Annotated in this window: 13 protein-coding genes; 10 read left to right on the top strand and 3 right to left on the bottom strand. The window is 68.4% G+C overall.

Annotation, left to right across the window (positions count from 1 at the left end; genetic code table 11):
• Positions 1-105: 105 nt before the first annotated feature.
• The gene (locus tag DDJ31_RS07715; RefSeq protein ID WP_127181034.1) at positions 106-1,710 is read left to right on the top strand and encodes an ABC transporter substrate-binding protein; all 1,605 of its coding nucleotides are present in this window, start codon (positions 106-108) and stop codon (positions 1,708-1,710) included.
• A 107-nt stretch (positions 1,711-1,817) separates the two neighbouring features.
• Here the strand turns inward: DDJ31_RS07715 and DDJ31_RS07710 are convergent, their stop codons facing one another.
• Positions 1,818-2,489, bottom strand: a complete 672-nt coding sequence (locus tag DDJ31_RS07710; RefSeq protein WP_093831789.1) for a response regulator — start codon at positions 2,487-2,489, stop codon at positions 1,818-1,820.
• A gap of 14 nt (positions 2,490-2,503) precedes the next feature.
• Positions 2,504-3,430 carry a RecB family exonuclease gene (locus DDJ31_RS07705; RefSeq protein WP_127181035.1) on the bottom strand — a complete coding sequence of 309 codons (927 nt, stop codon included), beginning with the start codon at positions 3,428-3,430 and terminating at the stop codon, positions 2,504-2,506.
• Between the two features lie 413 nt (positions 3,431-3,843).
• On the opposite strand from DDJ31_RS07705, the gene DDJ31_RS07700 reads away from it, so the two are divergent.
• The 3 genes from DDJ31_RS07700 to DDJ31_RS07690 all read left to right on the top strand — a co-directional run bounded on the left by DDJ31_RS07700 (position 3,844) and on the right by DDJ31_RS07690 (position 7,172).
• A complete protein-coding gene (locus tag DDJ31_RS07700) occupies positions 3,844-5,430 on the top strand; it encodes a site-2 protease family protein (protein WP_240678452.1) in 1,587 nt (528 codons plus the stop codon).
• A gap of 52 nt (positions 5,431-5,482) precedes the next feature.
• A complete protein-coding gene (locus DDJ31_RS07695) occupies positions 5,483-6,388 on the top strand; it encodes a tRNA (adenine-N1)-methyltransferase (protein WP_127181036.1) in 906 nt (301 codons plus the stop codon).
• Positions 6,389-6,602: 214 nt separating this feature from the next.
• Positions 6,603-7,172: a hypothetical protein gene (locus DDJ31_RS07690; RefSeq protein WP_127181037.1), complete on the top strand. Its 570-nt coding sequence runs from the start codon at positions 6,603-6,605 to the stop codon at positions 7,170-7,172.
• A 56-nt stretch (positions 7,173-7,228) separates the two neighbouring features.
• Here the strand turns inward: DDJ31_RS07690 and DDJ31_RS07685 are convergent, their stop codons facing one another.
• A complete protein-coding gene (locus tag DDJ31_RS07685; RefSeq protein ID WP_127181038.1) occupies positions 7,229-7,534 on the bottom strand; it encodes a ferredoxin in 306 nt (101 codons plus the stop codon).
• A gap of 244 nt (positions 7,535-7,778) precedes the next feature.
• Here DDJ31_RS07685 and arc point away from each other — a divergent pair, with 244 nt between their 5' ends.
• From arc to prcA, 6 genes are all read left to right on the top strand, one after another.
• Positions 7,779-9,545 (top strand): proteasome ATPase, encoded by a 1,767-nt coding sequence (arc, locus tag DDJ31_RS07680; protein ID WP_127181040.1) that lies wholly within the window; start codon positions 7,779-7,781, stop codon positions 9,543-9,545.
• A gap of 234 nt (positions 9,546-9,779) precedes the next feature.
• Positions 9,780-11,291 (top strand): depupylase/deamidase Dop, encoded by a 1,512-nt coding sequence (dop, locus tag DDJ31_RS07675; protein WP_171480785.1) that lies wholly within the window; start codon positions 9,780-9,782, stop codon positions 11,289-11,291.
• A gap of 189 nt (positions 11,292-11,480) precedes the next feature.
• Positions 11,481-11,699, top strand: a complete 219-nt coding sequence (locus DDJ31_RS07670; RefSeq protein ID WP_127181041.1) for a ubiquitin-like protein Pup — start codon at positions 11,481-11,483, stop codon at positions 11,697-11,699.
• Positions 11,700-11,820: 121 nt separating this feature from the next.
• Positions 11,821-12,333 (top strand): endonuclease VII domain-containing protein, encoded by a 513-nt coding sequence (locus tag DDJ31_RS07665; RefSeq protein ID WP_127181042.1) that lies wholly within the window; start codon positions 11,821-11,823, stop codon positions 12,331-12,333.
• On the top strand, positions 12,285-13,133 hold the full coding sequence (gene prcB / locus DDJ31_RS07660; protein ID WP_127181043.1) for a proteasome subunit beta: 849 nt from the start codon (positions 12,285-12,287) through the stop codon (positions 13,131-13,133). Before DDJ31_RS07665 ends, prcB begins: the two co-directional genes overlap by 49 nt.
• Positions 13,134-13,191: 58 nt before the next feature.
• Complete coding sequence (gene prcA, locus DDJ31_RS07655; protein WP_127181044.1) at positions 13,192-13,950, top strand: proteasome subunit alpha; 759 nt, start codon at positions 13,192-13,194, stop codon at positions 13,948-13,950.
• The last annotated feature ends 25 nt before the right edge of the window (positions 13,951-13,975 follow it).

Genomic DNA, 13,975 nt, shown 5'->3' with positions numbered 1-13,975 from the left:
GCCGACTAATCTCGACGCGAGAACATCGCCCTTACCCCGTGATCCGCCCGCGACACCCCTTGCATGCCGGATACACGGACTCGACAGCTCTGGAGAAAAACGAGCATGAACCGCAAGACTTTGGTGCTGCCGGCCGTGGTCGGTCTGCTCGCGCCGGTGCTCGCAGCCTGCGGCGGGTCCGGCAGCGGGAGCGGTGGCGGCGATGCGATCGTCGTGGGCACCACGGACCGGTTCACCGCCACCAAGGACGCCCCCGCGCCGGTGGACCCCGCGTACTCGTACGACGTCGGCACCTGGAACATCCTCCGCCAGACGGTCCAGACCCTCATGGTCCAGCCCAAGGGCGACGGCGACCCGGTCCCCGAGGCCGCCGAGAGCTGCGGCTTCACCGACACCGGCAACGAGCGCTACGCCTGCAAGCTCCGCGAAGGACTGAAGTTCTCCGACGGCAACGCCATCACCGCGGCCGACGTGAAGTTCTCCATCGACCGCGCACGGGCCATCAAGTCCGACTCCGGCGTCTTCGCGCTCCTGTCGACCATCGACACCGTCGAGACCTCCGGCGACCGCGAAGTGGTCTTCCACCTCAAGACCGCCGACGCGACGTTCCCGTACAAGCTGTCCACCCCCGTCGCCGGCATCGTGAACCCCGACGACTACCAGAAGGACAAGCTCCGCGACGGCTTCGACATCGACGGCTCCGGCCCCTACACGATGAAGGCCGAGGTCAAGGGCGACGTGATGGTCAAGGCCACCTTCACCAAGAACCCCCACTACAAGGGCGCCCTGAAGGTCAAGAACAACAAGGTGGACATGGTGTCCTTCGAGGACGCCGACACCATGGGCACCGCCCTCAACAAGGGCGACGTCGACGTCATGACCCGCAGCATGACGCCCGAACAGGTCCAGAAGCTCTCCACCTCGACCGACGGCGACGTCGACCTCGTCGAGATGGCCGGCCTCGAGATCCGCTACCTCGCCTTCAACACCAACGCGCCCACGGTCAAGAACAAGGCCGTCCGCCAGGCGATGGCCGAACTCATCAACCGGCCCGAACTCGTCGCCAAGGTCTACGGATCACAGGCCGAGCCGCTCTACTCGATGGTCCCGGCGAGCATCACCGGCCACTCCAACTCCTTCTTCAACAAGTACGGCGACCCCAGCGCCACCAAGGCGAAGAACACCCTCGCCGCCGCCAACATCGACACGCCGGTCAAGCTCACCCTGAACTACACCACCGACCACTACGGCGCGGTCACCAAGAAGGAGTTCGAGCAGCTCCAGCAGCAGCTCAACAGCAGCGGCCTCTTCGACATCACCATCAAGGGCACCTCCTGGGATACCTTCGTCCCCGCCGAACGCAAGGGCGAGTACGACGTCTGGGGCATGGGCTGGTTCCCCGACTTCCCCGACGCCGACAGCTACGTCGCGCCCTTCCTCGACAAGGACAACTTCCTCAACTCGCCCTACCGCAACAACAAGATCATCAACAACCTGATCCCCGAGTCCCGCCGCGCCGCCGACCGCCTCTCGGCCTCGACGACACTCACCGAGATCCAGGACCTCGTCGCCGACGACATCCCCTTCCTCCCGCTGTGGCAGGGCAAGCAGTACGTCGCCGCCCGCGACGACATCACCGGCACCGCCTACGCCCTCAACTCCTCCTCCACGCTCCAGCTCTGGGAGCTGGGCCGAGGCGTCGCCGGCTGACCCGCCACCCGCACCACCACGCCTGACACATGAGGGGCCCCACCCGACCGGGTGGGGCCCCTCATCCACGATCACGCGCCCCTCAAAGAGCCCGCGACCACCGCGCCTCACTGCGCGCCAGGACGCACCAGACCGCTCTCGTACGCGTACACCGCCGCCTGCACCCGGTCCCTGATCCCCAACTTCGTCAGCACATGACCCACATGCGTCTTCACGGTCGTCTCGCTCACGAAGAGATCCGCCGCGATCTCCGCGTTCGACAACCCGCGCGCCACCAGCTTCAACACCTCCACCTCACGGTCGGTGAGCGTGTGCAGCGTGTCCGGAACCGGCTCGTCCCCCGACGGCAGATGCGTCGCGTACTTGTCCAGCAACCGCCGCGTGATGCTCGGCGCCAACATCGCCTCACCCGCCGCGACCACCCGGATCGCCTGCACCAACTCGTTCGCCGGAGCGTCCTTCAGCAGAAAGCCACTGGCCCCCGCCCGCAACGCCTCCACCACGTACTCGTCCAGATCGAACGTCGTCAGCACCAGCACCTTCGCAGGACCGTCCCGCCCGGGACCGGTGATCTGCCGGGTCGCCTCCACCCCGTCCATCCGCGGCATCCGGATGTCCATCAGCACCACATCGGGCTGCAACGCCCGCACCTGGTCCAGAGCCTGAAGACCGTCTCCGGCCTCACCGACGACCGCGATGTCCTGCTCCGCCTCCAGAATCATCCGGAAGCCGGTACGCAGCAGCGGCTGGTCGTCGACCAGTAGGACACGGATGGCCACGTGAAACTCCTTAGCTAGCCCGGCCCCATTCTGCCCTGCTCACCCGCCTGCGGATCGGGCACCCTCACCGGCAGCGGATACGGCGGGGGAGTGCCCCCGAACTCCGGACAGTGCGCCTGGTGATCGCACCAACCGCACAGCTTCGTCGGCCGCGGCCGCCAGTCACCCGTCTCCGTCGCCGACCGGATCGCCTCCCACAACGCGAGCAGCTTCCGCTCCACCCGCTCCAGATCCGCCACCACCGGGTCGTACGTCAGCACATCCCCACTGCCCAGATACACCAGCTGGAGCCGGCGCGGCACCACCCCCTTCAGCCGCCACACCACCAGCGCGTAGAACTTCATCTGGAACAGCGCGCCCTCCGCGAACTGCGGCTTGGGCGCCTTCCCCGTCTTGTAGTCGACGATCCGCACCTCACCGGTCGGCGCCACATCCACCCGGTCGATGATCCCGCGCAGCCGCAGCCCCGAATCCAGCTCCGTCTCCACGAACAACTCACGCTCGGCCGGCTCGAGACGCGTCGGATCCTCCAACGTGAACCAGCGCTCCACCAGCGCCTCCGCCTCGTCCAGCCAGCGCGCGAGCCGCTCGCCCTCCGGATCGTCCGCGAACAGCTCCACCACCTCGGGCCGCGACTCCCGCAACCGCTCCCACTGACCGGGCACCAGCGACCTCGCCCGCGGCGCGGTACGCTCCGCCGCCGGCGCGTCGAACAACCGCTCAAGCACCGCGTGCACCAGCGTGCCCCTGGTCGCCGCCGCACTCGGCTTCTCAGGCAACCGGTCGATCACCCGGAACCGGTACAGCAGCGGACACTGCATGAAGTCACCCGCCCGCGACGGCGACAGACTCGCCGGCGCCACGGCCGCCCGACCGCCCGCGCCCGCCGCCTCCACCACTGCCCCCGACGCCGTCCCGGCGCCCTCCGTGCTCGTCTCCATGCCCCAGACCATACGGCCCGCCACTGACAGTCACCCCACCCCAGCCACCGAACCGTGCGACGACCCGGGGAACACAGGGGGTGCCGGGGCGAAACGCGCCACGACGGCCGCATACCATCGACATCAGACCCTTCCGCCCACCCGGCGTGGAAGACCGCTTCGAACGAGGGGACCAAGGGGAGACCGTGGACGAGACCGGCGAGACCGGCGAGACCGGCGAGACCGGCGAGACCGGCGAGACCGGCGAGACCGGCGAGACCGGCGAGACCGGCGAGACCGGCGGGGCCCGGCAGCCGCGGTCCGACACCGACGAGTCGGCCACCCGGCCCCAGACCCCGGGCACCACCGACGACCACCCCACGGACGCCCCGCGCCCCCAGGCGCCGGACGACGAAGCCAAGGGAGACGCCGCGATGGGCAACGGCCCGCACCCACCCACCCCCCACACCGACCCCGAGCCGCGCGTCCAGCCGACGACCACCCCCACCCCCGAGCCCCCGGCACCCACCGACCGCGCCGACGACACCCCGGCCCCCGAGGGCACGACCCCACCGCCCACCCCGAGCCCCTCCACGCCCACGGGCACGGGCACCCCGGGCTTCAGCGGCACGGGCACCCCCGGGCCCCTCGGCACGGATGCCGGCTCCAGCGGCACGGGCACCCCCGGCCCCACCCCGCCCGAGGGCAGCGACCCCGCCCGGCCCGCCGCCCCCCGGCCGCACCACACCCCCGAGCCCACCCACGAGGAACACCGCACCCTCGCCCACTCAGGCAACGGCGGAGGCAGCGGCACCGGCGGTGACGGAAGCGGCGGCGGTGGCGGCAAGCGCCCGCCGCGCAAACCCCCCGAGCCCCGAGGCGGGCTCCTCATGGGACGACCCTTCGGCGTACCCGTCTACGTAGCCCCCAGCTGGTTCCTCGTCGCCGCCCTCATCACCTGGGTCTTCGGCGGCCAGCTCGAACGCGTCCTGCCCGAACTCGGCGCCGCCCGCTACCTGGTCTCCCTCTTCTTCGCGGTCGCCTTCTACGGATCCGTCCTCATCCACGAACTCGCCCACACCGTCGCCGCCCTCCGCTTCAAACTCCCGGTCCGCCGCATCCAGCTCCAGTTCTTCGGCGGCGTCTCCGAGATCGAGAAAGAAGCCGAGACCCCCGGCCGCGAATTCGTCCTCGCCTTCGTCGGACCCCTCCTCTCACTCGTCCTCTCCGGCGTCTTCTACCTCGGCCTCCTTGCCGTCCGACCCGGCACCGTCCCCGGTGTCCTGCTCGCAGGACTGATGATCTCCAACCTCATCGTCGCCGCCTTCAACCTCCTGCCCGGCCTCCCCCTCGACGGCGGACGCATGCTCCGCGCCGTCGTCTGGAAGATCACCGGCAAACCCATGAGCGGCACCATCGCCGCCGCCTGGGTCGGCCGCGCCCTCGCCGTCACCGTCCTCATCGGCCTCCCCCTGCTCACCCAGTCCGGCGCCCTCGGCTCCACCGCCGTCGACAACGTCGGCATGGACACCGTCTTCGACGCCCTGCTCGCCGCGATCCTCGCCGCCATCATCTGGACCGGCGCGGGCAACAGCCTCCGCATGGCCCGCCTGCGCGAACACCTCCCCGAACTGCGCGCCCGCAACCTCACCCGCCGCGCCGTCCCCGTCGAGACCGACACCCCCCTCTCCGAAGCACTCCGCCGCGCCAACGCCGCAGGCGCCCGCGCCCTCGTCGTCGTCGACCCCGACGGCACCCCCCTCTCCCTCGTCCGCGAAGCCGCCATCGTCGGCGTCCCCGAACACCGCCGCCCCTGGGTCGCCGTCAGCGGCCTCGCCCAGGACCTCACCGACGGCATGCGCGTCTCCGCCGAACTCGCCGGCGAAGACCTCCTCGACGCCCTCCGCGCCACCCCCGCCACCGAGTACCTCGTCGTCGAGGAAACCGGCGCGATCTACGGAGTCCTCTCCGCCGCCGACGTCGAACGCGCCTTCGTCAAAGCCATGGCCCGCCCCTCCTGAACCGCCCCCGCCCGTGGTCGGCGCCCCCCGCAAAGGCCGGTAGGCTGGTCACATGTCCGAACCGACCGGTGCCGCCCGCAGGCGCGGGCCCTTCAAGGTCGGGGACCAGGTTCAGCTGACCGACCCCAAGGGCCGCCACTACACGTTCACGCTCGAAGCCGGAAAGAACTTCCACACCCACAAAGGTTCCTTCCCGCACGACGAGCTGATCGGCGCACCCGAGGGCAGCGTTGTCCGCACCACAGGTAACGTCGCCTATCTCGCGCTGCGCCCCCTGCTCCCCGACTACGTCCTCTCCATGCCCCGCGGGGCAGCCGTCGTCTACCCGAAGGACGCGGGCCAGATCCTCGCCTTCGCCGACATCTTCCCCGGCGCCCGCGTCGTCGAGGCAGGCGTCGGCTCCGGCTCCCTCAGCAGCTTCCTGCTGCGCGCCATCGGCGACCAGGGCATGCTGCACAGCTACGAACGCCGCGAGGACTTCGCGGAGATCGCCCAGCAGAACGTCGAGCGCTACTTCGGCGGCCCCCACCCCGCCTGGCAGCTCACCGTCGGCGACCTCCAGGACAACCTGTCCGACACCGAGGTCGACCGCGTCATCCTCGACATGCTCGCCCCCTGGGAGTGCCTGGAGGCCGTCTCCAAGGCACTCGTCCCCGGCGGCATCCTCTGCTGCTACGTCGCCACCACCACCCAGCTCGCCAGGACCGTCGAATCCATCCGCGAGATCGGCTCCTTCAACGAACCGACCGCCTGGGAATCGATGATCCGCAACTGGCACGTCGAGGGCCTCGCCGTCCGCCCGGACCACCGCATGATCGGCCACACCGGCTTCCTCCTCACCGCCCGCCGCCTCGCCGACGGCGTCGAGCCCCCCATGCGCCGCCGCCGCCCCGCCAAGGGCGCCTACGGCGACGACTACGAAGGACCGAACGCCGACGGAGGCGCCGGCCGCCGCTGAGACGGCCCCTCCCGCGGACAACGCACAGGCGGCGCGGCCCAGTTCCCCGACCACTCGGGAACCCGGCCGCGCCGCCCATCTGTTGACACCACGCCACAAACCGACAAGCCCACCCGCACCCGAGCCCACCCCGCCGTTCCCCCCACCTGTGACGTGTGGCACGATGCTGGCCACCCCACCCCCACCGGCACAGCCCTCACAGGAGACACTCCTCGTGCAGCACCCCGCCGTCCCGGAACTGGCACACACGCACACCCGTCCGATCCACTGGGTCGCCACCGCGACGGCCGTCGCCGGAGTCATGGCCCTCTCCTCGGTCCTCCAGCCGAACTCCGCGACCGCGGCCCAACCCGCCGACCCCACCCCGCGCGCCACCCACGCCGCGGCCCCCGACCCGGCCGGCATCGACTACCCCCTCACCTGCGGACCGGTCAAGACCGTCGTCAAGGAGAAAGCCACCGGCGACCTCGACGGCGACGGCACCCCCGAAACCGTCGCCGTGGTCCACTGCGACGCCCCCATGGGCACCCCGCCCGACGGCGTCTACGTCATCACCCGATCCGCCGACGGCACCCCGCGCGTCGTCGCGACCCTCGTCGACCCCAAGGACGGCACCACCGTCAGCGACTTCTCCATCCGCGACGGATCCGTCCTCGCCACCCTGCTCGGCTACTCCACCAGCGACATACCCCGCTGCTGCCCCGACGTCACCGAACCCGCGCGCTGGCAGTGGAAGAACGGCACCTTCCTCCGCTCCACACCCGCCGGAGCCCACACCGTGTGACCCGCCCCGGCAGAGCCCGCGACCTCACACAGCCACCACGCAAAGCAACAATCTGATTACTCCGCGTCCGGACCGAAGACCTCGACACTGTCCGAAACTCGACGCACATGAATGCACTCGCCCGGACACTCCTTCGCGGAGTCGACCACATCGGTGAGAAGCGTCAGCGGAACCGGCGTCGTCGCGCCCTTGTCCTGCAACAACTCGTCCCCAGGACTCTTCACGTACGCCAGACCATCGATGTCCAGCTCGAAGACCTCCGGCGCGTACTGCGCGCAGATCCCGTCGCCGGTACAGAGATCCTGGTCGATCCAGACCTCCAGCGCCTCACCGTCGACCCCGGCCTCCTGCTGCACGCTCATGTCTCCTGCCGTTTCTCCCCCTCGCGGACCGGGAATCCGGCCAGCACTGACGGGTGTTGAACACTTCGACCCTACCTCCGCCCGCTTCCCCCTCACCTCCGGTGGGTATCCCCTTGGCGTGAGGGAGAGCGCAAGGGTGAAGATCGGACACACCCCGACAGTCTTTGTGATCTAGGGGTTTCAATCGACACCCACCCAGGTAGGGTCTGGAAGCGTCCAGCTCCCCTTGGAGGAGGTGAGGACCGTGGCAGCCCACGACGACGACATGAACCGCGGCATCCGCCCGGGACGAGGGTCCGACGACCCTGCCGGGCAGATTGCCTACCTTGAGCAGGAGATCGCCGTCCTGCGGCGCAAGCTCGCCGACTCTCCGCGGCACACGAGGATTCTCGAAGAGCGGATCGTCGAACTCCAGACCAACCTGGCCGGCGTCTCAGCCCAGAACGAGCGACTCGCCAACACACTCCGCGAGGCCCGCGACCAGATCGTCGCCCTCAAGGAGGAGGTCGACCGGCTGGCCCAGCCCCCGGCCGGCTTCGGAGTCTTCCTGCAGGCCAACGAGGACGGCACCGCCGACATCTTCACCGGCGGCCGCAAACTCCGGGTGAACGTCAGCCCCAGCGTCGAGATCGACGGCCTCCGACGCGGCCAGGAAGTCATGCTCAACGAAGCGCTCAACGTGGTCGAAGCCATGAAGTACGAGCGCGTCGGCGACATCGTCACCCTCAAGGAGATCCTCGAGGACGGCGAACGCGCCCTGGTGCTCGGGCACACCGACGAGGAACGGGTGGTACGGCTCGCCGAGCCGCTGCTGGACGTCACCATCCGACCCGGCGACGCCCTGCTCCTCGAACCGCGCTCCGGCTACGTCTACGAGATCGTCCCCAAGAGCGAGGTCGAAGAACTCGTCCTCGAAGAAGTCCCCGACATCGGCTACGAGCAGATCGGCGGCCTCGGCGGCCAGATCGAGGCCATCCGCGACGCGGTCGAACTGCCCTACCTCTACCCGGACCTCTTCAAAGAGCACGAACTGCGCCCACCCAAGGGCGTCCTGCTCTACGGACCCCCCGGATGCGGCAAGACACTCATCGCCAAAGCCGTCGCCAACTCACTGGCCAAAAAGGTCGCCGAGGTCACCGGCCAAGCCGCGGGCAAGAGCTTCTTCCTCAACATCAAGGGACCCGAGCTCCTCAACAAATACGTCGGCGAGACCGAACGGCAGATCCGCCTCGTCTTCCAGCGAGCCCGCGAAAAGGCCAGCGAGGGCACCCCCGTCATCGTCTTCTTCGACGAGATGGAATCCCTCTTCCGCACCCGCGGATCAGGCGTCAGCTCGGACGTGGAGAACACCATCGTCCCCCAGCTGCTCGCCGAGATCGACGGCGTGGAAGGCCTCCAGAACGTGGTCGTCATCGGCGCCTCCAACCGCGAGGACATGATCGACCCGGCCATCCTGCGCCCCGGCCGCCTGGACGTGAAGATCAAGATCGAACGTCCCGACGCCGAGGCCGCCAAGGACATCTTCGGCAAATACCTCACCGAACGCCTCCCGCTCCACTCCGACGACCTCGGAGAGCACGCGGGCAGCCGCGAGACGACCGTCCAGAGCATGATCCAGACGGCCGTCGAGCACATGTACGCCGAATCCGAGGAGAACCGCTTCCTGGAAGTCACCTACGCCAACGGCGACAAGGAAGTCCTCTACTTCAAGGACTTCAACTCCGGAGCCATGATCGAGAACATCGTGGGCCGGGCCAAGAAAATGGCGATCAAGGACTTCCTCGAACACCAGCAGAAGGGCCTCAGGGTCTCCCACCTCCTCCAGGCGTGCGTGGACGAGTTCAAGGAGAACGAGGACCTGCCCAACACCACCAACCCGGACGACTGGGCCCGCATCTCCGGAAAGAAGGGCGAGCGGATCGTGTACATCCGCACCCTCATCACCGGAAAGCAGGGCGCGGACACCGGACGCTCCATCGACACGGTGGCGAACACCGGGCAGTACCTGTAAAACACAGGACGGCTGCGGGTCCCGTCACCGGGTACCCGCAGCCGACTGCTTTTCAGTACCCGGCCGGAGCAAGGCAATGACGCAAATGATCTCCACACCAGCGCAGAGGCGTTCTAGGCTCATCGGTACCGCCGAGTCGCGCAGTGCGGGGACGGGCACCGCACACGCACCGGAGCGCCGGCGGTACTTGAGCGGAGTCCCCGACCGGGGACGCCGCCGGGCAAGGAGGGCCGCATGACCGTACGGCGAGTAATGGGCATCGAGACGGAGTACGGCATCTCCGTCCCCGGCCACCCCAACGCCAATGCCATGCTCACCTCGTCCCAGATCGTCAACGCCTACGCGGCGGCGATGCACCGGGCCCGACGGGCCCGCTGGGACTTCGAGGAGGAGAACCCGCTGCGGGACGCACGGGGCTTCGACCTCGCCCGCGAGGCCGCCGACTCCAGCCAGCTCACCGACGAGGACATCGGCCTCGCCAACGTGATCCTCACCAACGGCGCACGGCTCTACGTCGACCACGCACACCCCGAGTACAGCTCGCCCGAGGTCACCAACCCCCGCGACGCCGTCCTCTGGGACAAGGCCGGCGAACGCATCATGGCGGAGGCCGCCGAACGGGCCGGCCAGCTGCCCGGCGCGCAGCCCATCCACCTCTACAAGAACAACACCGACAACAAGGGCGCCTCCTACGGCACGCACGAGAACTACCTGATGAAGCGGGAGACCCCCTTCTCGGACATCGTGCGCCACCTGACGCCCTTCTTCGTCTCCCGCCAGGTCGTCACCGGCGCGGGACGTGTCGGCATCGGCCAGGACGGCCACGAGCACGGCTTCCAGCTCAGCCAGCGCGCCGACTACTTCGAGGTCGAGGTCGGCCTGGAGACCACCCTCAAACGGCCCATCATCAACACCCGCGACGAGCCGCACGCGGACGCCGAGAAGTACCGCCGCCTGCACGTGATCATCGGCGACGCGAACCTCTCCGAGATCTCCACCTACCTCAAGCTCGGCACCACGGCCCTGGTCCTCTCCATGATCGAGGACGGCTTCATCGCCGTCGACCTCGCCGTCGACCAGCCGGTCCGCACCCTCCACCAGGTCTCCCACGACCCGGGCCTCAAGCGGCTCGTCACGCTCCGCAGCGGCCGGACACTCACCGCGGTCCAGCTCCAGATGGAGTACTACGAGCTGTCCAGGAAGTACGTGGAGGAGCGGTACGGCGCGGACGCCGACGAACAGACCAAGGACGTCCTCGCCCGCTGGGAGGACACCCTCAACCGGCTCGAGAACGATCCGATGAGCCTCGCGGGCGAGCTGGACTGGGTCGCCAAGCGCGAACTCATGGAGGGCTACCGGCGCCGCGACGGCGTCGACTGGGACGCCCCCAGGCTGCACCTCGTCGACCTTCAGTACGCCGATGTGCGGGAGGAGAAGGGCCTCTACAACCGGCTCGCGGCCCGGGGGCGGATGAAGCGGCTGCTGGACGAGAACGAGGTCGAGCGGGCCCGTACGAAGCCGCCTGAGGACACCAGGGCGTACTTCCGCGGCCGCTGTCTCGAGCAGTACGCCGACGACGTCGCCGCGGCGTCCTGGGACTCAGTGATCTTCGACCTGCCGGGCCGGGACTCGCTCCAGCGGGTCCCAACCCTGGAACCGCTTCGCGGAACGCGTAATCACGTCAAGGAGCTCCTGGACCGGTGCCGCACCGCGGAAGACCTGGTCAAGGTGTTGTCGGGCAGCTGACCCGGCCCCGAGACGCGGGGCCCGCGCCGGGGTGGAAACCCCGGCGGCCGGGAATCATCGAGGTGGCCTCCGTACGTTGACGCAACTGCGGGGCCGATGTCGGACCGGGCTTGTAGGGTCTGATCATCACCGATCGGCAGGAATGCCGACCTGTCGACCATGTCGGGCGAACTGAGCGGGGTGAGGGTTATGGCAACCAAGGACACCGGCGGCGGCCAGCAGAAGGCGACGCGCTCCACCGAGGAGGTCGAGGAGCAGGCGCAGGACGCGCAGGCGACGGACGACCTCAAGGAGCGCCAGGAGAAGCTGAGCGACGACGTGGACTCGGTGCTGGACGAGATCGACGACGTGCTCGAAGAGAACGCAGAAGATTTCGTGAGGTCCTTCGTTCAGAAGGGTGGAGAGTGATTTTGCCTTCGAAGTGAAGGTTGGACGGGGGAATCCTTCAGTGACCCAAGCGGCAGAAGGGCGACGCTGCCCGCGGTGTGAGCAGTGTCTGCCGCGCTCGGCCTTCGCGAGCAACAAGGCCATGCGGGACGGCCTCCAGGCGTACTGCCGAGAGTGCTCGGCCGAGTACTACCGGCAACGCCAGGAGGCCAGAGGCAAGAAGGTCCGCGTCAAGGTCGCTGTGCCGCCTGGGCACAAGCGATGTCCGGGGTGCAGCGAGGTCAAGCCGCACCTGGAGTGGGAGCTGAGCAAGTCCTCGTCGGACGGCTGGGCGAGCTACTGCAGGGAGTGCCGGGCCGAGCGGAATCGGATCGGCTACTTCAAGCGGAAATACGGTCTGTCACCGGACGAGGTGGACGCCCTCATGGCGGAGCAGCGTGGAGTTTGCTGCGTATGTCTTGCCGCTCCCGCAGAGCATGTGGATCACTGCCACAAGACGGGTAGGGTCCGTGGCGTACTGTGCTTCAGCTGTAATGCCGCGCTGGGGCAGTTCAAGGATCGGCCCGATGCCATAAGGCGGGCTGCTGCATACGTGGAAGGAAACGCGTGGAAGCCAACACTCGTAGCACCGGGCGTCTACCAGCTGCCTTCCTGACGCCTGGGTCCTCGTCGTTCATGGACTTTCTCTCCGATCACCAGCCCGAGCTGCTGCCCGGCAAGCGGCAGCTGCCGCCGGTGCAGGGGGTCATCGAGGCGCCGCACGGTACGACGATCGTCGCCGTGACCTTCCCGGGTGGGGTCGTGCTCGCCGGTGACCGGCGGGCGACCATGGGGAACATGATCGCGCAGCGGGACATCGAGAAGGTGTTCCCGGCCGATGAGTACTCGGCGGTGGGTATCGCCGGCACCGCGGGTCTCGCCGTCGAGATGGTGAAGCTGTTCCAGTTGGAGCTGGAGCACTTCGAGAAGGTGGAGGGCGTGCAGCTCTCGCTGGAGGGCAAGGCGAACCGGCTCTCGACGATGATCCGTTCCAACCTCGGCATGGCCATGCAGGGTCTGGCGGTGGTGCCGTTGTTCGCGGGGTACGACGTGGACCGTGAGAAGGGCCGGGTCTTCTCGTACGACGTCACGGGTGGCCGTTCCGAGGAGCATGTCGGTTACGCGGCGACGGGTTCGGGGTCGATCTTCGCGCGTGGTGCGATGAAGAAGCTCTACCGTGACGACCTGACCGAGGACCAGGCCACCACGCTGGTGGTGCAGGCCCTGTACGACGCGGCTGACGACGACTCGGCGACCGGTGGTCCCGATGTCGCGCGCCGGATCTACCCGATCGTCACTGTGATCACCGAGGACGGCTTCCGCCGTCTGAACGACGACGAGTCGTCCGAGATCGCGCGTTCGATCCTGGAGCGGCGCCTTGAGCAGCCCGATGGTCCTCGGGCCGCGCTGCTCTAGTTCCCGCCGGTCGTGTGAAGGTGATCAAGTGACTCAGACAGAAAGGGACGGATAACCGGTGTCGACGCCGTTCTATGTCTCACCCCAGCAGGCGATGGCGGACCGGGCGGAGTACGCCCGGAAGGGCATCGCGCGTGGTCGCAGCCTGGTCGTGCTCCAGTACGCCGACGGCATCGTGTTCGTCGGTGAGAACCCGTCCCGTGCGCTGCACAAGTTCAGCGAGATCTATGACCGGATCGGTTTCGCGGCCGCCGGTAAGTACAACGAGTACGAGAATCTGCGGATCGGTGGTGTGCGCTACGCGGATCTGCGGGGTTACACCTATGACCGGGACGATGTGACGGCCCGTGGTCTGGCGAACGTGTACGCGCAGACGCTGGGCACGATCTTCTCCAGTGCGGCCGAGAAGCCGTACGAGGTGGAGTTGGTCGTGGCCGAGGTGGGGGACACCCCCGAGGGTGATCAGATCTACCGGCTGCCGCATGACGGTTCGATCGTGGACGAGCACGGTTCGGTCGCGGTGGGTGGTAACGCGGAGCTGATCAGTACCTATCTGGATCAGCGGCACCAGGACGGTATGAGTCTGGCGGAGGCGCTGAAGCTGGCGGTGCAGGCGCTGTCGCGTGAGTCGAACGGGTCGCAGCGGGACATTCCGACGGAGCGTCTCGAGGTGGCGGTGCTCGACCGTACGCGGCCGCAGAAGCGGAAGTTCCGGCGGATCACGGGTCGTCAGCTCGACCGGCTCCTGGAGGCGGGTGGCGCGACGACGGCGGCGGAGGCCGAGGAGGGCGACGTCGAGGGTTCTGACGACGCGTAGGAGTGTGAGCGGTGGCGGGGCACGG

Source organism: Streptomyces griseoviridis (assembly GCF_005222485.1).
In the GTDB taxonomy this organism is placed as follows: domain Bacteria; phylum Actinomycetota; class Actinomycetes; order Streptomycetales; family Streptomycetaceae; genus Streptomyces; species Streptomyces hintoniae.
The sequence above is the reverse complement of the archived record's forward strand: the minus strand, read 5'-3'. Positions and strand labels throughout refer to the sequence as shown.

Excerpts from the sequence above, each read along its gene's own strand:
- DDJ31_RS07670 (WP_127181041.1), top strand. The coding sequence starts at position 11,481 with ATGGCAACCAAGGACACCGGCGGCGGCCAGCAGAAGGCGACGCGCTCC.
- DDJ31_RS07705 (WP_127181035.1), bottom strand. The coding sequence starts at position 3,430 with ATGGAGACGAGCACGGAGGGCGCCGGGACGGCGTCGGGGGCAGTGGTG.
- dop (WP_171480785.1), top strand. The coding sequence starts at position 9,780 with ATGACCGTACGGCGAGTAATGGGCATCGAGACGGAGTACGGCATCTCC.
- DDJ31_RS07695 (WP_127181036.1), top strand. The coding sequence starts at position 5,483 with ATGTCCGAACCGACCGGTGCCGCCCGCAGGCGCGGGCCCTTCAAGGTC.
- DDJ31_RS07685 (WP_127181038.1), bottom strand. The coding sequence starts at position 7,534 with ATGAGCGTGCAGCAGGAGGCCGGGGTCGACGGTGAGGCGCTGGAGGTC.
- DDJ31_RS07700 (WP_240678452.1), top strand. The coding sequence starts at position 3,844 with ATGGGCAACGGCCCGCACCCACCCACCCCCCACACCGACCCCGAGCCG.
- DDJ31_RS07665 (WP_127181042.1), top strand. The coding sequence starts at position 11,821 with ATGCGGGACGGCCTCCAGGCGTACTGCCGAGAGTGCTCGGCCGAGTAC.
- DDJ31_RS07715 (WP_127181034.1), top strand. The coding sequence starts at position 106 with ATGAACCGCAAGACTTTGGTGCTGCCGGCCGTGGTCGGTCTGCTCGCG.